This window comes from Streptomyces sp. CA-179760 (genome assembly GCF_050937045.1).
In the GTDB taxonomy this organism is placed as follows: domain Bacteria; phylum Actinomycetota; class Actinomycetes; order Streptomycetales; family Streptomycetaceae; genus Streptomyces.
Genome location: NZ_JBNJLZ010000001.1, coordinates 4035686 through 4057377 on the forward strand (window position 1 = coordinate 4035686; position 21692 = coordinate 4057377).

At 70.6% G+C, this 21692-nt stretch carries 12 protein-coding genes and 2 pseudogenes; 2 read left to right on the forward strand and 12 right to left on the reverse strand.

Annotated features, from left to right (window positions below; translation table 11 throughout):
- Nucleotides 1-101 precede the first annotated feature (101 nt).
- The 12 genes and pseudogenes from ACQEV8_RS17915 to rsmI all read right to left on the reverse strand — a co-directional run bounded on the left by ACQEV8_RS17915 (nucleotide 102) and on the right by rsmI (nucleotide 18056).
- Nucleotides 102-518 carry a hypothetical protein gene (locus tag ACQEV8_RS17915; protein WP_382576718.1) on the reverse strand — a complete coding sequence of 139 codons (417 nt, stop codon included), beginning with the start codon at nucleotides 516-518 and terminating at the stop codon, nucleotides 102-104.
- Nucleotides 519-567: 49 nt separating this feature from the next.
- Nucleotides 568-5159: pseudogene (locus ACQEV8_RS17920) on the reverse strand (RICIN domain-containing protein).
- A gap of 297 nt (nucleotides 5160-5456) precedes the next feature.
- On the reverse strand, nucleotides 5457-6167 hold the full coding sequence (locus tag ACQEV8_RS17925) for a helix-turn-helix transcriptional regulator (RefSeq protein WP_432961307.1): 711 nt from the start codon (nucleotides 6165-6167) through the stop codon (nucleotides 5457-5459).
- 238 nt (nucleotides 6168-6405) lie between these two features.
- On the reverse strand, nucleotides 6406-8202 hold the full coding sequence (locus ACQEV8_RS17930; protein ID WP_432961309.1) for a PQQ-binding-like beta-propeller repeat protein: 1797 nt from the start codon (nucleotides 8200-8202) through the stop codon (nucleotides 6406-6408).
- A 63-nt stretch (nucleotides 8203-8265) separates the two neighbouring features.
- Nucleotides 8266-10052: pseudogene (locus ACQEV8_RS17935) on the reverse strand (PQQ-binding-like beta-propeller repeat protein).
- 191 nt (nucleotides 10053-10243) lie between these two features.
- The gene (locus ACQEV8_RS17940; RefSeq protein WP_432961311.1) at nucleotides 10244-12052 is read right to left on the reverse strand and encodes an ABC-F family ATP-binding cassette domain-containing protein; all 1809 of its coding nucleotides are present in this window, start codon (nucleotides 12050-12052) and stop codon (nucleotides 10244-10246) included.
- Between the two features lie 183 nt (nucleotides 12053-12235).
- A complete protein-coding gene (locus ACQEV8_RS17945) occupies nucleotides 12236-13135 on the reverse strand; it encodes a 4-(cytidine 5'-diphospho)-2-C-methyl-D-erythritol kinase (RefSeq protein WP_432961313.1) in 900 nt (299 codons plus the stop codon).
- A complete protein-coding gene (gene rsmA / locus ACQEV8_RS17950; protein ID WP_432961315.1) occupies nucleotides 13132-14019 on the reverse strand; it encodes a 16S rRNA (adenine(1518)-N(6)/adenine(1519)-N(6))-dimethyltransferase RsmA in 888 nt (295 codons plus the stop codon). Before rsmA ends, ACQEV8_RS17945 begins: the two co-directional genes overlap by 4 nt.
- Before the next feature lie 50 nt (nucleotides 14020-14069).
- Nucleotides 14070-15476 carry a ubiquitin-like domain-containing protein gene (locus ACQEV8_RS17955; protein ID WP_432961317.1) on the reverse strand — a complete coding sequence of 469 codons (1407 nt, stop codon included), beginning with the start codon at nucleotides 15474-15476 and terminating at the stop codon, nucleotides 14070-14072.
- Between the two features lie 131 nt (nucleotides 15477-15607).
- On the reverse strand, nucleotides 15608-16489 hold the full coding sequence (locus ACQEV8_RS17960) for a TatD family hydrolase (protein WP_432961320.1): 882 nt from the start codon (nucleotides 16487-16489) through the stop codon (nucleotides 15608-15610).
- Nucleotides 16490-16569: 80 nt separating this feature from the next.
- Nucleotides 16570-17007: a hypothetical protein gene (locus tag ACQEV8_RS17965; RefSeq protein WP_432961323.1), complete on the reverse strand. Its 438-nt coding sequence runs from the start codon at nucleotides 17005-17007 to the stop codon at nucleotides 16570-16572.
- A gap of 203 nt (nucleotides 17008-17210) precedes the next feature.
- The gene (gene rsmI, locus ACQEV8_RS17970; RefSeq protein ID WP_432961325.1) at nucleotides 17211-18056 is read right to left on the reverse strand and encodes a 16S rRNA (cytidine(1402)-2'-O)-methyltransferase; all 846 of its coding nucleotides are present in this window, start codon (nucleotides 18054-18056) and stop codon (nucleotides 17211-17213) included.
- An 85-nt stretch (nucleotides 18057-18141) separates the two neighbouring features.
- Between rsmI and ACQEV8_RS17975 the strand changes: the two genes are divergently transcribed.
- Together ACQEV8_RS17975 and ACQEV8_RS17980 are read left to right on the forward strand one after the other, a co-directional pair.
- The gene (locus ACQEV8_RS17975; protein ID WP_432961327.1) at nucleotides 18142-19887 is read left to right on the forward strand and encodes a dolichyl-phosphate-mannose--protein mannosyltransferase; all 1746 of its coding nucleotides are present in this window, start codon (nucleotides 18142-18144) and stop codon (nucleotides 19885-19887) included.
- Nucleotides 19888-20018: 131 nt separating this feature from the next.
- Nucleotides 20019-21650, forward strand: coding sequence for a penicillin-binding transpeptidase domain-containing protein (locus ACQEV8_RS17980; RefSeq protein ID WP_432972773.1), 1632 nt, complete (start codon nucleotides 20019-20021; stop codon nucleotides 21648-21650).
- Nucleotides 21651-21692: the final 42 nt, after the last annotated feature.

Consider the following 21692-nt stretch of genomic DNA (forward strand, 5'->3'; position numbering starts at 1 on the left):
GAGCCGGGGGCGGCTGAATGCAAACCGCCCCCACCAGCACACGGGCCGGCGAGGGCGGGTTGGCGGGCCAGTCCACGGGCACGAGGACCGTCACCGAGACGTCAGGAAGCCGCTCCCAAGAGCGCGGCCGAGAGCGCCTCGCCCGTCATCTCGATGATGACGGCATCCTCCTGCATGCCCGCAGGGAGTTGAGTGCGCTCCTCCTCGCGGCACACGATGCGGCCGGTACTCGGATCGATGACGACCGCTCCCAGCCGGGAAACCAGCTCGGCGACGATGGCGAAGACGCCCCCGGCGTGAGGGCGCTCCACCAGAAGGCCGGTTTCATCGGCCGAGATCTCGGCTTCGCTGCCGTCGGATGCCCGGATCCAGAACTGCAGGCTGCCGTCCTCGGCCACGGTGAGTCGCGGGTCCCCGACGTCGTGGGGCTCCAGAACTGCCCGCACCACGTCCAGGTCCGGCGGAACGGGTACGTCACCGCCGTCGACGAATTTGTAGATCGACGGGCTGTAGCCCATGCCCCTCCTTTCGACGTCCGGCCACCGAGATGGCCGGACTCTGGTTTCCTCAGCCTGTTACGGGAACGGGCCTGAACACGAACTTGATGCCTTCGATGCCGTTGTCGTCAGCCCAGTGCCGGAGGGCGATCGCGGTCTTCTCGTTGTTCATATACCACACGACGGGCACGCCCTTCGCCGCCGCCACCTGCTTCTTCATCGTCCCGGTTTCCTTCGTGGGGAAGCGGAGCTTGCCCGTACTCGCGTCGATGAAGCTGTCCGCGTAGTGCAGGTTCTTGGCGTCGATGAGGGTGCCGTTCAGGTAGCCGTCGAACTTGACGAACCCACTCGGCGTGGACGGGTCGGGGACCTTGTAGACGAAGCCTTCCGGAACTCCGCCTGTGACCGCCCGCTGATAGGCGGCGTCGACGGCCTTCATCGATTCCGTTTCGGGGGTCCATGACCCCGGACCACCGAGTTCGATCCAGCAGCCATCGGCGGCGCTCGCCGACCGTGCCGCGAACGTGGTGCGGGACGTCTTCTTGCACGTCTCGCCCAGTTCCCTGAGCACCTTGGTCCCGATGCCGGCGATCACGTCGTCGGTCAGACCGAGAGAGCGCAGGCCCCTCCAGGCATCGGCGAAGCCGACACCCGTCTTGAGGGAGGCGTCCAGAGCCTTCACCGCATCGGCGGTGACCTTGAGGGCCTTACCTCCGACGAACCAGCCTGCCGCCCACGCGCAACCTGACCAGCTACCGCTCGCGCCACCAGGAGTGATCTTCTGGCCGCATTCGATGAAGTCGCCCAGCAGGATCTTCACCGGGTCGATGCCGGAGTTGAACTCGGCCATCGAGATGGTGTGGGTGACCGTGGTCGACTGAGCCGGCAGAGTCTTCGTGTCCAGGTACACCGTGGCCTGGGCAGGGCACTTGTAGTGCGACAGATCCAGGTCTTTCGCAGTGCACAAGTACAGGTCGACGACCGCACTGAACTTGATCTTCGCGGTGATCACGCAGTCGCCGACGTGCACGATGACGTTGCAGTTCTCCTGCTTCACCACCTCGGGATCACCGATGGGTTGGATGCGGTCGACGATGTAGAAGACACTGCCGATCGCGACTCCGATGTCGTCGACCGTGGTGCCCGAGGTGATCTGCTGCGCCTTGCCCGCCTCCTCGGCGCGCTCGGCTGCCTCCTGAGCCTCCTCTGCGTACTTCTCCGCGTCCTTGGCCGCTTTCTCTGCTTCCGTCGCAGCGGCGTCGGCGCGGTTGGCCGCTGCCCGGGCGTCCCTGGCTGCCTCTTCGGCCGCCGCGGCGGCCGTGCGGGCGGCTTCGGCGTCGAGTGCTGCCTGGTCGGCCGAGTCGCGGGCGTCCTCGGCGTGGGTTTCGGCGCGGCCGGCCGCCTTGTCGGCGGCTTCGGCGTCCTCGGTGGCCTGGCGGTTGTAGTCGACGGTGCGGGCCAGGGACGCGGTTGCCTTGGATGCGGCTTTGGCTGCGTCGGCGGCGTAGCCAAGGGCTTCCTTGGCGTAGGTGCGCGCGTTCGAGGCGTGTCCGGCGGCGTTGGCAGCGTGCTGGTAGGCGGCCTTGGCGTCGCCCTTCGCCTGGTCGGCCAGGTTCTTGGCGGCTGATGCTTCTGCCGCCGCGTTCTTGGCGTGGGCGTCGGCGACGGACTTCTGCTGTTCGGCGATCGTCTTGGACGCCTGGCCGGTGAGGACGACCAGACCGGCGGCCGAGTCGGTGGTGACGTACGGCGAGCCGAGCTGGATCGCGTCGTTGGCGGGCTTGGCGACCTGGGCGGCGGCGTTGCCGGCGTCCACGGCCGCCTGTGCGGTGACGTGGGCGTAGCCCGCTGCCTTCGCGGAGGCAACCAGGGCCTTGGCGGCCTCCTTGTTTGCCTCGTCCGCGTGGGACTTGGCCGTCTTGGCATCCTTCTCCGCCTCGTCGGCCAGCGCGACCGCCGCCTTCGCCTCGGAGGAGGCGTGTTCAGAGGCGTCAATGGCGTCGGCTGCAGCGCTGGTCGCGGTCTTCACCGCGGCGTCGGACTTCAGCTTCGCGGCCTGTGCGCCGTCCGCGTGGGCGCGGGAGCGTTTGGCCGCCGCCTCCGCGCGCGTGGCTGCCGCGTCGGCGTCCGCTGCTGCCTTCGTCGCGGCGTCCGCCGCGGAACGGGCCCTCGTTGCGGCTGCCTCGGCGTCATCCGCGTGCTTGTCCGCCGCGTTGGCGGCCGTGCGGGCGGCGTCGGCTGCTTCGCCGGACTCCAGGGAATCGGCGTAGGCGCCCTTCGCGTCGGCCTTGGCGCGTGCGGCGTCGGCCTTCTGCTCCGCGTCCCACGCGTCGTCCCGCTTGGCCTTGGCGTTGTCGCGGGCCTTGACCGCGTCGTCCTTCTTCTCGACCGCCGTGCCCTCGGCCGCTTCAGCCTTGTCCTTGGCGTCCTGGGCCTTCGTCGCCTCGGCATCCGCGTTCTTCCTGTGCTGGGCGGCCTCGGCCTGCTTGGCCGCGGCCGTCTTCTTCTCCGCCTCGGCCGTCTTCTCCTCGGCCTCGGCAGCCAGGCGCTCGGCGTGGGCCTTGGCGGCGGCCGCCTTGGCCTCGCCCTCGGCCTTCAGGGCCTCGGCGAGCTTGGCCTCCGCGGTCTCCTTGTCCTTCTTGGCGTTGTCACGGTGCACCTTCGCCGCATCGGCCGCGGCCTTCGCCTGGGACTCGGCCATCGCAGCGGCAGCCCTGCGGAACTCCGCCTTCGACTGAGCCGCCTGGGCCAGGGCGCGTTGTGTGATGGTCGCACTGTCGCCGGCGGAGGCGCGGGTGGCGGCCTCTGCGGTAGTGCCGGCCTTCACCATCGCCTCAAGAGCTGCTGCCGCGCCCTTGGTGACCTGGGCCTTCTGCTGACCGACCAGCAGACCGCGGCCGCGCGGGGCACCAGCCTCGTCGGCGATGGCATACGCGGCCTTCTGCGTGGCGTCTGTGGCGGTGGCGTGCTTCTGCGCCGCGGCCGACTGAGCCTTGAGAACGTCGAGCTGCTTCTTCGCCTGCGTCTGCGCCGTCGCGATGTTCTTCTTGGCCTGCTCGAACTGCGCCTTGTCCGGATAGGCCAGGGTGTCCTCGCCACTGTGGCCCTTGGGAACGAGCCGGAACTTCTGCGGGTTGGTGCCGTTGCACCCCCACAGCCAGGCATCCTGGCTGTTGTCGAACTTGTTCAGGTCCAGGCACTTGTCCGTCGCAACGTTGCGCAGCTCACTGACGGCGCGGACATCGAACTTCCACTCCTGCGCCTCGCTGCCGTTGCACGTCCAGAGCTGGATCTTCGTGCCGCTGGCAGGGTTGCTGTTCTCGACGTCCAGGCACTTGCCGGACTTGAAATTGACGAGGTAGTAGCTGTCAGGGGAAGGGCTGCGGAGCTGCCACTGCTGCCCCGAGGAGTTGTTGCAGGTGTAGATCTGCACCGGGGTGCCGGAGGCTGTTTTGCCGCCCTCGGCGTCCAGGCACTTGCCCTTGGCCGCCTCGACCTGGATGACCGCCGAGGAGTCGCCGATCCAGCCCACCCCGCCGGGAGCCCAGTAGTCCTGCCAACGGACCAGCCGGTCGGCGACCCACGAGTGCCCCAGCAGGTTCCCCAGCGCCTTCGCACCACCGGCGAGGGCGTTGGTGGCGTCCTTGCCGGACTTCAGGATCTGGTTGCGCTGGACGGCCTGCGAGGTGATTTCCCGCTGCCACTCCGAAGCGGCCGTGTCGGCCATGCCGCCCAGGACCTTGTTCGGGTCGATCGGATCCCGCCAGGCGCATGACGCGTACCTGGTCTTCAGGTCCTCGACCGCGATCCGGTGTTCCGCTGTACCGGGCTCCGGCGCGGTGCGGGGAAAACCACCGGAGGCCAGGAACAGGCGGGCGTCATCGGCGCCTTTGCCGTCGAAGACGTCGAACAGACCCTCGAACGCCCGCTCTTCCTCGTACCGCCGCTGCCACTCCGGATTAGGAAGGTCAGGGTCATCGGGCTTCTCGCCGTAGAGCGGGGTGCCCAGATCGGTCATGACCTTGAGCGTCTTCGCGTCGGCCTGAGGAGTCGGATCCTCGTAGAGTCGCTCTCACCCTTCCAGAACCTGTCGGCGATCCACTGAGTGAGACCGGTCTGGCTGTGGAAGTCCTTCTCCTCATCACCTGGCCCGCCAGGCGGCCAGTGGAAGCCGGTGACGGAAAACCCACCGGGAGTCTCCAGGCCATCGAGGGGCTTCGACCACTCGTCCCGAAGGGCGTAGGCGGTATCGAGCTCCTTCCAGGCCGCGTCCCTGTCCCGCTGGTACGCACCAGCCAGCGGCGTCTGCTCCCAGTAGTCCCGATTCGCCAGGGCGTGCAGCTTGTCCGGCGGCTGGTTGAGCCCGTCCTGCGCGGTCGTGGCCATGGACGGCCCGCCAAGACGCAGGACATCCGCCATCAGGCACTGGTCCTGGCGCAGTTGCTCAGCGGCCGTGTCATCGGACCAGTGGTCCGGATCGCTCGCCGAGGCGGCCGCCTGCGCGCCGCCGAGCCGATCCAGCACGTCGGGCTGGACGGCCAGGCCGGCCACTACGGCCAGGGTCGCCGCGGACGTGGCGACCGAGGTCAGTAACCGGCGTCTGCCACCGGATCTGAGCACGAAACGAGTTCTGGGCAGGAAGGGCCCTGGTCTTGGGCGCACGGAAGCATCCCCCTCATCACAAAGGAAGGCGTCCGGGGGTGCCCTTCAGAAGGGGCGGAGGAGATGCGTGAAGAGTCGGCTTCGCGGCATGACGGTGGAGCCCTCTCCTTGGCGACGGTGTCCCCCCGGCCGCCGATTGACGCGCGCTGGGCGGAGTGGTCGGCACCGCCGGGCGCGACGATCACTTTAGGCACTGGCGTTCGAATAGACCAGAGGGTTTCTTCGCGCGGGAGCAGCATGGCGCGAATGAAGCCATGGGACTTCACCGGCCGGGTCGGCACCGTTCAGGTGATGCGCCTAGACCCCCGGCCCCGCACCCTGGTCCGGCGTCACTGCCCGCGCCACGGGCCCCGCCCGGTCCAGCAATCCCGTCCGCGCCGCCAGTGCCGCCGCCTCCAGGCGTGAACCCACTCCCAGTTTCATCAGCACCCGCTGGACGTGCGTCCGGGCGGTGGACGGTGCGATGCCCATGCCCGCCGCGATGAGGCGGGTGTCCTCGCCGTCGGCTACGCGGAGCAGGACCTCCACCTCCCGGGGTGTGAGCATCTGGAGCAACCGCTGGCCCTCGTCGTCCGGTTGGGCCGCCGGGTTCAGCAGTTCGCTGAACGCGCCCTGCAGCAGTTGCGGCGCCACCGCCGCCTCCCCGGCCCGGGCCTTCATGATCGCCCGCTCGACACCCTCTATGCGCTCGTCATGCCGGACGTACCCGGCCGCCCCCGCCGCGAAGGCGGCCGCGATGCCGCGTGGACTGGGTACCGGGCCCAGGACCAGCACCGCCACCTGCGGGCGCTCCCGCTTGATCCGTACCACCGGGTCGAAGATCCCCGGCTCCGCCGGTGTGGCCGTCCCCAGCAGGCACACCTCCGGCGCCCGTGTGATCACCAGCTCCGCCGCCCCCGCGGCCGGCGCCGCCGCGGCCAGCACCCGGTGCCCCCGCAGCTTCAGCGCGGAGGCCAGCGCCTCGGCCAGCAATCGGTGGTCGTCGACCACCATGAGCCGCACTCCCATCGAGCAACCCCCCAGTCACCCCAGTCCCCCCATTGGGAGCCCCCCGGTTCCCCCGCCTTCATGCCCCCGGAAGCTACACGCTTGTTCGACGTTGCGCTCCCCTACCCGCGAGAATCGCCCCGGATCGCCGAAATTCCTCTCATTCGAGGTTGACTGAGCCAAACGCGAACGGTCCCGCCCCTGAACAGGGACGGGACCGAAGGCAACCTCAGTCGATCACCAGATGATCATCGGACGATCAGCCCGTACCGAACCCGACCGCCAGATACTCCTTGTCACCCGACGAGGACCGCTTGCTCGCGTACACCTTGGACATGTACAGGTGCCCCTCGGAGTACAGGAACTCCGAGTAGTCCGGCGACATGCTGCTCTCCACGTCACGCACCTGCTCCGACGCGGGGTTCTCCAGCAGCTTCGTCTGCTTGAAGCTGCCCCCGTCGATGCTCACGATCTGCCCACCCTTGTCGTACGGCGGCCGCTTGTACGCGATCAGGTTGCCGCCGTCCATGCGCAGCGGCGAAATCGTGTAACCGTCGCCCGCGTCGGCCCGCTGCCCGGTCTGCTTGCCGGTGGCGAGGTCGAAGGCGACGATCTCGTTGGTCTGGCTGTACTCGCCCTTGCCGTCGTGCTCCTCGGTCGGGATGTACAGCCGGTCGTTGCCGACGGCCAGCTGGTTGCAGTACTCGATGCGGGTGATGCCCTCGCAGCGCGCCGCGAACTGCTCGCCCGGCGCCGAGATGCGCGTCCGCAGCTTGCCGGTCTTGTTGTCGATGGAGAAGAAGTCCGAGATGCCGCTGCCGTCGCCCGCGGAATCGCCGACGTCGGCCGCCACCACGAGCGGACTGGTCGACACGACGCTGGCGTACTCGATGCCCTCGGCCATCTTGTACTCCGAGATCACCTTCCCCGACTTCGGGTCGATGGTCTGGATGTGCAGCTGCCGCTGCTCGTACGAGCCGCACTTGCGCACGGCGACCAGCTTCTCGCCGCCGCCGTACCCGGCGTCGTAGCAGGAGTCGCTCGGCTTCGGGCTCCACAGCGGCTTGCCGGAGACGTCGAAGGCGGCGCCACCGCTGCTGCTGCCGACGGCGACGGTCTTGCCGCTGATCGTGACGTTGTCGAAACTGATCAGCTGGTCACCGGTCTTGACGGTCTTGGTCCACAGCTCCTTGCCCGCGTCGAGATCGATCACGGCGACCTGGCTGCACCCGTGCGAGGGGTCGGCCTTGGTCGGCATCGCGGGCTGGTAGAGGATCGCCGTCTTGTTGTCGTCGGTGACATGGCGGCTGGCCTGGCAGACGGGCCCGTCCAGCGGGATCGTCCACTGCTTGCCGCCCGTGTCGCGGTCGTAGCCGACGATCTTGGCGATGCCGCTCTTGGCGTACGTCTTGTCGGTGAGCCACGAGCCGGAGACGACGACCGTGCTGTCCTTCTTCACCTCGGGCGCCGGGACCTGGAAGAGGACCTTGGCGCCGGGGTCGGACGGCGCCTTCTCCTTGCCGGAGGTGGTGCCGCCGTTGTCGTCGTCCGTGCCGCCGGTGCTGCCGCCGGAGCTGGCGGTGTCGTCCTTCTTGCCGTCGTCCTTGGATGAGGAGTACCAGACGCCGCCGCCGATGATCAGGGCGATCGCCACGACCGCGGCGACGATGATCGCCAGCTGCGCGTTGAACTTCTTGCCGCCGCCGGGCTGTCCCGGGTATCCCGCCTGTCCCGGGTGTCCCGGGTGTCCGGGCTGCGGCTGGAGCGGCATGGTCCCCTGCGGATAGCCGTAACCGGGCTGGCCGTATCCAGGCTGCCCCGGCTGCCCCGGCTGCCCGTAGGGCGGCTGCCCCGGCTGCCCGTACGCCCCCGGCTGCTGCCCGGGATAGCCGTAACCGGGCGGCGGCGGCCCCTGCGGAGCGGCCCCCGGCGGCTGCGGCGGCGTCTGGGGAGCCTGCGGGTAGCCGTACCCCGGCTGCGGCGGCTGGTCCTGGGGCGGCCCGAAGCCTCCACCGGATGGCGGCTGTTGGGGCGGCGGGGGCGGCGGCTGGGTCATGACGTGAGCACCTCGGGGAGGGGAGGGAAGGCGACGAGGAGGGGACGGAAGAGGGGAGAAGAGTCACTTGCCGTAGGCGAGCATCAACTTCTCCTTCGTCTCGTCGTTTCCGCTCAGCCGGGTGGTCGAGATGTAGAAGCGCCCGCCGGCCCAGTCGATGTCCTTGGAGAAGAAACCGTTCTCGATGTCCGCCGCGCCCTGCGGGTTCTGCAGCAGCTTGACCGGCTTGTGGGCGCTGCCGCCGGTCGGGATGGACACGATCTGGCCGCCCGCGTCGTACGAGGGCTCGACGTAGGCGATGAGCTTGCCGCCCTCGACCTTCATCGGCAGCATCGACTCGTCGACCGGGGACTTGACGCGCCACTTCTCCTTGCCGTCGGCGAGGTTGACCGCGACGATCTCGTTGGCGCCGGTGGTCGCCTCGGTCGGCAGGTAGAGCGTGGAGTCGTCGACGGCGACGCCGTGGCAGCCCTGGAGGTCACGCTCGAGGATGGCCCAGCCGCACTCGGGGGCGAAGTCCTCGTCGAAGCCGACCTGCGAGCGGAACTTGCCGCCGGAGGTGAAGGTGGAGATGTTCCAGGACTTCTTTTCCTCGTTGGTGCTGTAGACGACCAGCGGGCTCACGGAGTAGACGCGCGCGACCCGCCAGCCCTTGTCGAACTTCTGGGTGAACTCGACCCTGCCGGTGCGCGGGTTGAGCTGCTGCACCTCGTCGTGCTCGTTGTCGCCGCCGGCGCCGCAGGAGGAGACGGAGATCAGCTTCTCGCCGCCCGCGAACGCGGCGGGGAAGCATGCCGCGCCGTAGCGCTTCTTGTCGAAGAGCTTGTCGCCGTTGGTGACGTCGTACGCCGTGCCCGACTGGGAGCGGCCCACCATCAGCGTGTTGCCGGTGACGGACAGTTCGACGGAGAGCGTGGAGTCGAACAGGGCGCCGTCGGCGACCTCTTCCTTCCAGCCCTTCTCGCCCGTGTCGAGGTCGATCTCCTGGAGCTGGTTGCACTTGGCGCGGTCACTGCTGCCGCTCATGTAGGCGACGACGATCTTGTCTTCGGCCGTCTTCTCCGGAGTGGTCGCGCAGATCTTCTGGGGAAGGTGATCGTGTCCCAGGCCGGCTTGCCGTCGCCGACGCCGTAGGCGAAGAGCTGCTTGTACGCCGCCTTCACCGCGGACTTGTCGGTGATCCACATGCCGGCGGCGTCGGCGCCGGAACGGGGCGCGTCGGGCGCCTCCTTGTACCAGAGGACCTTGGCCTCGCCGGCCTGGCGGCCCTCGTTGAGGTTCTCCGGGTCATCGCCGCCGTCGCCGTTGCCGTCACCGGGGTTGACCGGGGCGGAGGCGCCGGACTTGTCGTTGCTCTGCTGGGCGACAGGCTTCTTCTTGCCCTTGCCGTCGTCGCCGCCGGTCACCGCCCACACCGTGCCGCCGACCACCAGCAGCGCGGCGACCGCGGCGCCGATGATCAGGGCGGGCTTGCCCTTGAAGGGGCTGCCCGAGCCGCCCCCGGGTGGGGTGCCGGGCGCACCGGGGTACTGCGGCTGGGGCGGGTAGCCGTAGCCGGGCTGGCCGTACGGTCCCGGCTGCTGCGGCTGGCCGTAGGGGCCGGAGTTGTACGGGCCGGGATGCCCGTAGGGCCCGGGCTGACCGGGCTGCTGCGGATAGCCGTACCCCGGCTGCGGAGGCGGGCCCTGCGGAGGCGGCGTCGACGGCGGGCCCTGCGGGGGCGGCGGCGTCTGCGGCGGGCCCTGAGGTGGTGGCGGGGTCTGCGGTGCCCCGAAGCCACCGCCCTGCGGCGGCTGGTTCTGCGGTGCTCCGAAGCCACCGTGCGGTGGCTGACTGGGCGGCTGAGTCATCAGCGGCTCCCCCGTTCGATCACTGATTTTTAGCCACGCCCTGAGGTACATGATGGGCTCAGAGTCGTTTCATAAAGTTCTAAGACGACTCTTTCTATCACCAGGTTCCGACAGCGCACCGGGCCGATCATCCCCTGTTCCCAAGGGAGGACCGGCCCGTGATGCCGCCGTTATGCGCCTTCACGCACCCTTCACGCGTCCTCGGCGAGTTCCAGCCAGCGCAGCTCCAGTTCCTCGCGCTGACCCGCCAACTCGCGCAACTCGGCGTCCAGTTCCGCAACCTTCGCGAAGTTCGTGGCGTTTTCGGCGATTCGGGTGTGCAGCTTGGCCTCCTTCTCGGAGACCTTGTCGAGCTGCCGCTCGATCTTCTGGAGTTCCTTCTTGGCGGCGCGCTGGTCGGCGGCGCTCTTCTCCGGGGCGGCGGTCTGCTGCTGCGCGGCGGGTGCCGAGGAGGCCGCGGCCTCCTCCATGCGCTGCCGCCGTTCCAGGTACTCTTCGATGCCGCGCGGCAGCATCCGCAGTGCGCCGTCGCCGAGCAGGGCGAACACCCGGTCGGTGGTGCGCTCGATGAAGAACCGGTCGTGGGAGATGACGATCATCGAGCCGGGCCAGCCGTCGAGCACGTCCTCGAGCTGCGTGAGCGTCTCGATGTCGAGGTCGTTGGTGGGCTCGTCGAGGAAGAGGACGTTGGGCTCGTCCATGAGCAGGCGCAGCAGCTGGAGCCTGCGGCGCTCACCGCCGGACAGGTCGCCGACCGGCGTCCACTGCTTCTCCTTGGTGAAGCCGAACGTCTCGCACAGCTGCCCGGCGGTCATCTCGCGCCCCTTGCCGAGGTCGACCCGCTCGCGCACCTGCTGCACGGCCTCCAGCACCCGCGTGCTCGGCTCGAGTTCGGCGACCTCCTGGGACAGGTAGGCGAGCTTGACGGTCTTGCCGACCTTGACCTGCCCGCCCACGGGCTGTGTCTCCCCGCCCGTCCGGGACGCCTCGGCCATGGCCCGCAGCAGGGAGGTCTTCCCGGCGCCGTTGACACCGACGAGACCGATCCGGTCGCCGGGGCCGAGCTGCCAGGTGACGTGCTTGAGGAGGACCTTGGGGCCCGCCTGGACGGTGATGTCCTCCAGGTCGAACACGGTCTTGCCCAGCCGGGTGGACGCGAACTTCATCAGCTCGCTGCTGTCCCGGGGCGGCGGTACGTCCTTGATGAGCTCGTTGGCGGCCTCGACCCGGAAGCGCGGCTTGGACGTACGGGCGGGCGCCCCGCGCCGCAGCCAGGCCAGCTCCTTGCGGACGAGGTTCTGCCGCTTGACCTCCTCGGTGGCGGCGATGCGCTCGCGCTCGGCCCGGGCGAAGACGTAGTCGGAGTAGCCGCCCTCGTACTCGTAGACGGCGCCGCGCTGGACGTCCCACATGCGGGTGCAGACCTGGTCGAGGAACCAGCGGTCGTGGGTGACGCAGACGAGGGCGGAGCGGCGGACCCGTAGGTGCCGGGCCAGCCAGGAGATGCCTTCGACGTCGAGGTGGTTGGTGGGCTCGTCGAGGACGAGCAGGTCCTGCTCCTCGATGAGCAGCTTCGCGAGGGCGATACGGCGCCGCTCACCGCCGGACAGCGGCCCGATGACGGTGTCCAGGCCCGCCGGGAACCCTGGCAGGTCGAGCCCGCCGAACAGGCCGGTCAGCACGTCCCTGACCTTGGCGTCGCCCGCCCACTCGTGGTCGGCCATGTCCCCGATGACCTCGTGGCGGACGGTCGCCTCGGGGTCGAGGGAGTCGTGCTGCGTGAGCACGCCGCTGCGCAGTCCGCCGGAGTGCGTGACGCGCCCGGTGTCGGCCTCCTCCTGCTTGGCGAGCATCCGGATCAGGGTGGTCTTGCCGTCGCCGTTGCGGCCGACGACGCCGATGCGGTCCCCTTCGGAGACGCCGAGGGAGACACCGTCGAGCAGGGCACGGGTGCCGTACACCTTGCTGACGTTCTCGACATTGACCAGGTTGACGGCCATTACTCTCCTGACAGGGGGACGATCGACCCTCCAGGGTAGTCGGGTGGCGGGGTGCTGCGGCCGGGGTGTTTAGGAGGGCTCTGTGGCCTCCTGGCGGCGCCAGTCGTACCGCCGTGTCGCTCCGAGCACCCAGTCGTCGTACCGGGGGCCGTCCGGGTCGACGGGTCCGATCCCGCCCGGCGGCTAAAGCCCGGCCACCGTCGCCCCGGGCGTCGGCCCCGAGGCCGTCCGCACGGTCCGGCAGGTGCCGGAGGACAGCAGTGCCTGCGCCACCGCGGCCGCCGACTCCGGGTCGCGGACGAGGAACGCCGTGGTCGGGCCGGAGCCGGAGACCAGGGCGGCGAGGGCGCCCGCGGCGCGGCCGGTGGCGAGGGTGCCGGCGAGGTCCGGGTAGAGGGACAGGGCGGCGGGCTGGAGGTCGTTGGAGACGGCGGCGGCGAGCGCGTCCGGGTCGCCCTTGGCGAGGGCCGCGAGGAGTTCCTGGGAGGCGACGGGCTCGGGGATGTCCGTGCCCTCGCCGAGCCGGTCGAACTCGCGGAACACGGCCGGGGTGGACAGGCCCCGCTCGGCCATGGCGAACACCCAGTGGAAGGCGCCGCCGGTCTCCAGGGACGTCAGCTGCTCACCCCGCCCGATGCCGAGGGCCGCCCCGCCGACCAGGCTGAACGGCACGTCGCTGCCCAGCTCGGCGCAGATGTCGAGCAGTTCGTCACGGGAGGCGCCGGTCTCCCACAGCGCGTCGCAGGCCACCAGGGCGGCGGCGCCGTCCGCGCTGCCGCCCGCCATGCCGCCGGCGACGGGGATGTCCTTGGCGATGTGGACGTGGACGTCGGGGCTGCGGCCGTACCGGGCCGCGAGGGCTTCGGCCGCCCGTGCGGCCAGGTTCGTACGGTCCAGGGGGACCAGGTCCGCGTCCGGGCCCTCGCAGGTGACGCGGAGTTCGTCGGCCGGGGTCACGGTGACCTCGTCGTAGAGGCTGACGGCGAGGAAGACGTTGGCCAGGGGGTGGAAGCCGTCGGGGCGGGCGGTGCCCACCGCCAGCTGGACGTTGACCTTGGCGGGGACGCGGACCGTGACGCTCACACGGGCTCCTTCTCCTGGTGCTGGTTCGCCTTGTGCTCGGCGATACGCGCGAACTCTTCCACGGTCAGTGACTCGCCCCGGGCCTGCGGGGAGACCCCGGCGGCGACGAGGGCCGCCTCGGCTGCGGCCGCGGAACCGGCCCAGCCGGCGAGCGCGGCCCGCAGCGTCTTGCGGCGCTGGGCGAAGGCCGCGTCGACGACGGCGAACACCTCCTTCTTGGAGGCCGTCGTCTTGATCGGCTCGGTCCGGCGGACGAGGGAGACCAGACCACTGTCGACGTTGGGCGCGGGCCAGAAGACGTTCCGCCCGATGGCACCGGCCCGCTTGACCTCGGCGTACCAGTTGGCCTTGACGGAGGGGACGCCGTACACCTTCGAGCCGGGGTCGGCGGCGAGGCGGTCGGCGACCTCCGACTGGACCATGACGAGGGTGCGTTCGATGGTCGGGAAGGTGGCGAGCATGTGCAGCAGGACCGGGACGGCCACGTTGTAGGGAAGGTTGGCGACCAGCGTGGTCGGGGCCGGGCCCGGCAGCTCCGTGACGTGCATCGCGTCGGAGTGGACGAGGGCGAACCGGTCGGCGCGCTCCGGCATGCGGGCCGTGATGGTCGCGGGCAGCGCGGCGGCGAGGACGTCGTCGATCTCGACGGCCGTGACGTGGTCGGCGGCCTCCAGCAGCGCGAGGGTGAGGGACCCGAGCCCCGGGCCCACCTCGACGACCACGTCCTCGGGGTCGACCTGTGCGGTGCGGACGATGCGGCGGACGGTGTTCGCGTCGATCACGAAGTTCTGGCCGCGTTGCTTGGTGGGGCGTACGCCGAGGGCGGTCGCGAGTTCGCGGACGTCGGCGGGGCCGAGGAGGGCGTCGGGGGCGGGGCTGGTCACGGGGACAAGGGTACGGGGGCTTCGAACGCGGCCACGCCGGGCGGCCGTCTCTACCCGTGCAGCCGCCCCCCGCAGTGCGGCCACGGGCTCGCGCCCCGTCGCACATACAGCTTCTTCGCGCGGTACGTCTGTTCCGCCGCCGGGGCGTCCTGGGGGCGGCCGCTGCCGCCGAGGGACTGCCAGGTGTGGGTGTCGAACTGGTAGAGGCCGCCGTAGGTGCCCGAGGAGTCGACCGCGTCGGGGCGGCCGCCGGACTCGCAGGCCGCGAGGCCCTGCCAGTTCAGGTGGTCGGCGCCCTGCACGGACGTCGGCCGGGGTTTCGTGCCGACCTTCACCTCCTGGGTGCGCGGCTCGCGCACCACCTCGGCCCTGATCCGGCGCGGCTTCTGCTTGACGCCGTTGACGGTGCGCAGGGAGTACGTGACCCGGCGCAGGCCCGCCTCGCCGGCGCGCTCCACGACCTCCGTGCCCTGGAACAGGGTCGGGTCCTCGCTCCGGCGCACCTGGAAGGGGATCGGCTCCTCGCGGACCTCCTTGCCGCCGGTGATCCGCAGCACCGTGACGGTCTGCCCGTCGCGCGGGAAGCTCCCCTGCGGGACGGACGTGGTGTCCTGGCCGCGCAGGGTGATCCCGGCCTCGTCCACGGCCTCCCGCACGGTCGCCGCGTTGGTGCGGACGGTGCGGGCCCGGCCGTCCGCCATGATCGTGACCGTGCGCTCGGTCCGCACGTCCAGCGCGAGCCCCTCGCGGCCGATCTGCCGGGAGCGCGAGGTCGACAGGTACGCGCCCTCCTGCCGCACCCCCAGCTCCCTGAGCGCCCCCGCCACCGTGTGGGCCGTCGTCCACACCTCGCGCCGGTGCCCGTCGAGGGTGAGCCGCACGGGACGGGCGTAGTGCACGGCGACCTCGTCGCCGCTGGCGATCTGTGCGCCGGGCCCGGGCGCCACCACGTCGTGGGCGCCGACCTCGATGCCCTCCTCCGACAGCAGCTCGGTGACGTCGTCGGCGAAGGTGTGCAGCGTGCGGGCCTTGCCGTCGACGTTCAGCTCGATCGCCTTGTCCTTGGCGACGAACGCCGTGGTGCCGCCCGCCAGGAAGGCGACGACCAGGGCCTGCGGGAGCAGCCGCCGCATGGAGCTGTCCGGGCGCTCGGCGTTCCGCGCCTTGCGTCGGCGCGCGGACCTGCGATGCGAGCCGGTGCGCGCAGCGGCGCGCACCTCCGCGCGCGTGGGCCGTACGACGGACGCCGGTACCGGTGCCGGTCCGAACTCGGACTCGGACTCGGACTCGGCCTCGGCCTCGAATCCGGTCTCCGGGGCGCCCTGCCGGGGCAGCCCGGGCAGGGGCGGCGGCACCTCGTAGGCGGGCCGGTAGGTGTCCTCGTGGACACCGCCGAAACCGCCGTGCACAGGTCCCGTACAGGCCGGGCCGTACGTCTCGTACTGCGAGTTGCTCACGCCGACACGCTCCAGGGGCCGGAGGGGGTCCAGAGGGGTCCGGATCGGGCCCCCAGAACCTAGCGGAGCAGTCGTCACTCTCCAAAGCGACGCGACTACGCACAGTCGTACGGAGAGGTCGGCGGTGTGGGTCAGTATCCGAAGGCGCGAGCCGTGTTCGCCGCGAGTGCCGTGGCCAGCGTGTCCTCGTCGACGCCGCGCACCTCGGCCATGGCCCGCACCGTGATCGGCACGAGGTACGGGGCGTTGGGCCGCCCGCGGTAGGGCGCCGGTGTGAGGAAGGGCGCGTCCGTCTCCACCAGCAGCAGCTCCGGCGGGGCCACCGCCACCGCGTCCCTCAGGTTCTGGGCGTTCTTGAAGGTGACGTTCCCGGCGAAGGACATGAAGTAGCCCGCGCCGGCGCAGATCTGAGCCATCTCGGCGTCGCCGGAGTAGCAGTGGAAGACGGTCCGCTCGGGGGCACCCTCCTCCTTCAGGACGCGCAGGACGTCGGCGTGGGCCTCGCGGTCGTGGATGACCAGGGCCTTGCCGTGCCGCTTGGCGATCTCGATGTGAGCGCGGAAGGACCTCTCCTGCGCGTCCTTGCCCTCGGGACCGGTGCGGAAGTAGTCGAGGCCCGTCTCACCTACGCCCCTGACCTGCTCCAGCGCGGCCAGCCGGTCGATCTCGGCGAGCGCCTCGTCCAGTGCGGCCTGCCCGCCCGGCTCGCGCGCGCCCTGCCTCGACCAACCGTCGGGGTCGCCGTGCACGATGCGCGGGGCCTCGTTCGGATGCAGGGCGACCGTCGCGTGGACGGCGTCGTACGCGGCCGCCGTCTCGGCGGCCCACCGCGACCCCTTGAGGTCGCAGCCGACCTGCACGAGGGTCGTCACTCCGACCGAGGCCGCCTTCGCCAGGGCCTCCTCGACCGTGCCGGACTGCATGTCCAGATGAGTGTGGGAGTCGGCGACCGGCACCCGGAGGGGTTCCGGGAGCGGGGGCGCGGCGTGCTTGCCGGAGTCGTTCGAAGGCATGCCCCGATCCTACGAAAGGGGTACGCCCTCCCCGATGGGGGAGGACCGGGGAGGGCGCCGGACAAGGGGAGCCGGACGGGTCAGCTCGCCTTGCGCTGGAAGGGGTGGAGCAGATCGGACAGATGCCAGTGGTGGTGCTCGGGCTCCACCCGCCCGTCCGCTCCACCGACCTCGGCATCCGCCTCCGAAGCCTCCGGTGCCTCCACAGGCCCGGCGGGCGGCGGCACGCGGTGGGGCCTGCGCGCGGCGTTGCGCGCCGACTCGACACGCCCGGGCCGCATGATCCGTACGACGTGCCCGTCGCAGTTCTGGCACGTGGGCTTGGACAGGGGTGAGGGCACGACCTTGCCGTCCGCCACGTAGAGGACGAACTCGTGCCCGGTGGCGTCCGTGTGGTGCTCTATCTCGTACGACTGCTCCCAGCCGTGCCCGCAGCGCATGCAGGCGAAGGAGTACGACTCGTTGACGACGGCGGTCGCACCGGCGCGGAGCCCGGTCTGCCCTGCGATCTCACTCATGCCAGCTCCTGTTCCGCTGTGGCGTGAGGACGATTCCGTCCCCGCAACCCAGTGGACTCCTCCGCCGGACCGAAGGCAGCAGACCTGTCGACTATTGGCGCCGATTTGGGCGTTCCTTGCCCCAGCGCCCCTCCTGCTTTGCCCACCCATGGGGCGCACGCTCATCCGACATGCGCCCTGCTCAGAGGGTGTTTACCCCACCCTCATCCGGAATGCTTCGCAGCAACCACCGCATCAAAGACAACCCTCTTCGGCACCCCGGCCTCCACCGCGACCGCGGCGATCGCCTCCTTGCGCCGCTCCCCCGCCTCCTCCCGCACCCGGACCCTCCGCACCAGCTCCTCGGGCCCGATCTCCTCAGGCCCCTTCTCCGGCGCCCCCTCGACCACCACGGTGATCTCCCCGCGCACCCCGTCCGCGGCCCACACGGCAAGCTCCCCCAGCCCGCCCCGCCGAACCTCCTCGTACGTCTTGGTCAGCTCCCGGCACACCGCGGCCCGCCGCTCCTCGCCGAACACCTCGGCCATCGCCACCAGCGTGTCGTCGAGCCGGTGCGGAGCCTCGAAGTAGACGAGGGTGCGCCGCTCCCCGGCCACCTCCCGCAGCCGCCCCAGCCGCTCCCCCGCCTTGCGCGGCAGGAACCCCTCGAAGCAGAACCGGTCGACGGGCAGCCCCGACAGCGCGAGCGCGGTGAGCACGGCGGACGGCCCGGGCACGGCGGTGACCCGTATGTCCTGCTCGACGGCGGCGGCGACCAGCCGGTAGCCGGGGTCCGACACCGACGGCATCCCCGCGTCCGTGACCAGCAGCACTCGCGCCCCGCCCGCCAGCTCCTCGACCAGCTCGGGCGTCCGCGCGGCCTCGTTGCCCTCGAAGTACGACACCACCCGCCCCTTGGGCGTGACGCCGAGCGCCTGCGTGAGCCGCCGCAGCCGCCGGGTGTCCTCGGCGGCGACGACATCGGCTCCGGCCAGTTCGTCGGCGAGCCGGGGCGGAGCGTCCGCGACGTCGCCGATGGGGGTACCTGCGAGTACGAGGATTCCAGTCACCTCACCATCCTCCCAGGGGCGGAGGATGCGGACGCATACCGGCCATGCACGGGACTCACACAGAACGGTTCCCTACGATGGCGCGGTGACCAGTACCGCGTCCTCCACGGACACCCGGCAGGGCCAGGCGCCCCACGAGCAGCGGCCGTCCTGGCAGCAGCGGCTGCGCCGCTTCGGCTACCAGGGGCAGCCCAGAAGCGACGCCAACGACGTCCGGGACCGCCTGGTGCCGCCGTACACCGAGCCGAGCCCGCGTCTGTGGGCGACGCTCGGCGTCCCGCACACCCTGGCGGTGCGGCTGGTGCGCTGGTCGGCCTGGATCGGGCCGCTGCTCGTCACGCTGCTGGCGGGCGTGCTGCGGTTCTGGAACCTGGGCCATCCCAAGGCGGTGATATTCGACGAGACGTACTACGCCAAGGACGCGTGGGGTCTGGTCCACCGCGGGTTTGAGGTCAACTGGGACAAGAACGCCAACGATCTGATCCTGTCGGGCGGGCACGTCACGATCCCGGCGGACGCGGCGTACGTGGTGCACCCGCCGGTCGGCAAGTACGTCATCGGGATCGGCGAGCTGCTGTTCGGCTTCGACCCCTTCGGCTGGCGCTTCATGACGGCGCTGCTCGGCACGCTGTCCGTGCTGATGCTGTGCCGGATCGGCCGCCGGCTGTTCCGCTCCACCTTCCTGGGCTGTCTGGCGGGCGCGCTGATGGCGGTGGACGGCCTGCACTTCGTGATGAGCCGCACGGCGCTGCTCGACGGTGTGCTGATGTTCTTCGTGCTGGCCGCGTTCGGCTGTCTGCTGGTCGACCGCGACAAGGCCCGCGCGAGACTCGCCGCCGCGCTCCCGGTGGACACCGACGGCCGGGTCCGGCCCGACCGGCACACGGCCGAGACGGCCCGGCTGGGGTGGCGTCCCTGGCGCTGGGCGGCGGGTCTGATGCTGGGTCTGGCCATCGGCACGAAGTGGAACGGCCTCTACATCCTGGCCGCGTTCTGCCTGATGGCGGTCCTGTGGGACGTCGCCTCGCGCCGGGTGGCCGGCGCCCGGCACCCGTACGCGGCGGTCCTCAAGCGCGACACGGGCCTCGCGTTCCTCGCCACGGTCCCGGTCGCCGTCGTCACCTACGTCCTGGCCTGGACGGGCTGGATCCTCTCCGCCACCGACGGCTCCGGCGGCTACTACCGCAACTGGGCCGCGACGGCCGGCAAGGGCGGCAGCTGGACGTTCCTGCCCGACTGGCTGCGCAGCCTGTGGCACTACGAGCACCAGGTGTACGAGTTCCACGTCGGCCTGTCCTCGCCGCACACGTACCAGTCCAACCCGTGGAGCTGGCTCGTCCTCGGCCGGCCGGTGTCGTACTTCTACGAGTCCCCGGCGCCCGGCAAGGGCGGCTGCCCGTCCGACGCGGGCGGCAAGTGCGCCAGCGAGGTGCTCGCCCTCGGCACACCGCTGCTGTGGTGGGTCGGCTGCCTCGCGGTCCTCTACGTCCTGTGGCGCTGGCTGTTCCGGCGTGACTGGCGCGCGGGCGCCATCGCCTGCGGCATCGCGGCCGGCTATCTGCCCTGGTTCATGTACCAGGAGCGCACGATCTTCTTCTTCTACGCCGTCGTCTTCCTGCCGTTCCTGTGCCTGGCGGTGGCGATGCTCCTCGGCGCGATCATCGGCCCGCCCCGCTCCTCGGACGCCCGCCGCGTCGCGGGCGCCACGGGCGCGGGCGTCCTGGTCCTGCTGATCGCCTGGAACTTCATCTACTTCTGGCCCCTGTACACGGGCACCGCCATCCCCATCGACGACTGGCGGGCCAGGATGTGGCTGGATACCTGGGTCTGACCTACGTTTCGGTCAAGAATCGAAAACACCCGTCCCTGTGGTAACCGCTTCCCCTAGAGTGCTCCCGGGATCGAGCTTTCTGAACGCGTTCAAAGGAACGCGTGGAGGCTCAACGGGGAGAGGACGGCCTGATGGCCAAGGGGGTCAAGGTCGCTGTCATAGGCGGCGTGTTCGCGGTGATGGTGGGTGGGGCCGGGTACGGCGCCTTCAACATCGTGAGCGCGCTGAGCGGCGACGGGGGCACGAGCGGGGTGTCCGCCGAGAAGAAGTCGGGGCCGCCCGGCAAGGACGAGGTCGAGGCGACCACCGCCAAGTTCTTCGCGGCCTGGGAGAAGGGCGAGGCCGCGGCCGCGGCGTCGTACACGAACAACGACGCGGCCGCCGAGCGGCTGCTCACCGCCTTCGGGGACGACGCGCACATCACCGACGTGAAGATCACGCCCGGCACGGCGAGCGGCACCACCGTGCCGTACACGGTGAAGGCGAAGGTGGCCTACGACGGGAAGTCCGAGCCGCTCGGCTACAAGAGCGAGCTGAAGGTCGTGCGTGGGGTCACCACCGGGCGGGCGCTGGTCGACTGGCAGCCCGCCGTCGTCCACCCCGGGCTGAAGAAGGACGACACGCTCGTCACGGAGAAGTCGGCCAATCCGCCCATCGAGGCCGTCGGCCGTGACGGCACCGAGCTGACGAAGGAGAAGTACCCCTCCCTCGGCCCGGTCCTGGACGCCCTGCGCGCCAAGTACGGCAAGGAGGCCGGCGGTACCCCCGGTATCGAGCTGGTGATCCGGCACGCCGGCGAGGGCGTCGCCGACACCCCGCTGCTGACCCTCGCCAAGGGCAAGCCGGGCAAGCTGACCACCACGATCAGCCCGGGCGCGCAGGCGGCGGCCGAGAAGGCGGTCGAGCGGTTCGCCCAGTCGTCGGTGGTGGCCGTCAAGCCCAGCACCGGCGAGGTCCTGGCGGTCGCCAACAACCGCACGGACGGCTTCAACGCGGCCTTCGAGGCGCAGTCGGCCCCCGGCTCCACCATGAAGATCGTCACCGCCGCCATGCTCATCGACAACGGCGTGACCTCGATGAACAGCGCGGCGCCCTGCCCGGACACCGCGGTGTGGCAGAGCCAGACCTTCAAGAACCTCACCGGCATGAAGCCGAACGAGGACGCCACGCTCGCCAACAGCTTCATGCGGTCCTGCAACACCGCCTTCATCAAGCTCATCGACGAGAAGCCGCTGACCGACGCCTCGCTGACGCAGGAGGCCGAGGAGCGCTTCGGGCTCGGGCAGGACAACTGGAAGACCGGCATCGTCTCCTTCGACGGCAGTGTCCCCGCGGTCGGCGGACCGGACCGGGCGGCCGGCGCGATCGGGCAGGGCCAGGTCCAGATGAGCCCGCTGAACATGGCATCGGTGACCGCGACCGCGATCACCGGCGGCTTCCGCCAGCCCTACCTCGTGTCGCCGGAGCTGGACGGCAGGGAGCTGGCGCGTGCCGAGGGACTGCGGGCGAGCACCGCCGCCCAGCTGAAGCAGATGATGCGGCTCACCGCCACCCAGGGCACCGCCGAGGAGGCCATGCGGGGACTGGGCGGCGACATCGGCGCCAAGACCGGTTCCGCCGAGGTCGACGGCAACGCCAAGTCCAACAGCTGGTTCACCGGATTCCGGGGCGACATCGCGGCGGCGGCCATGACCGAGGAGGGCGGGCACGGCGGCGACGCGGCCGGTCCGATTGTCGCAGCCGTGCTACGAACGGGTGGCTGATCTCACCCGGGTAGGACGGGACCCTAGGGTGGTGGGCGTCGT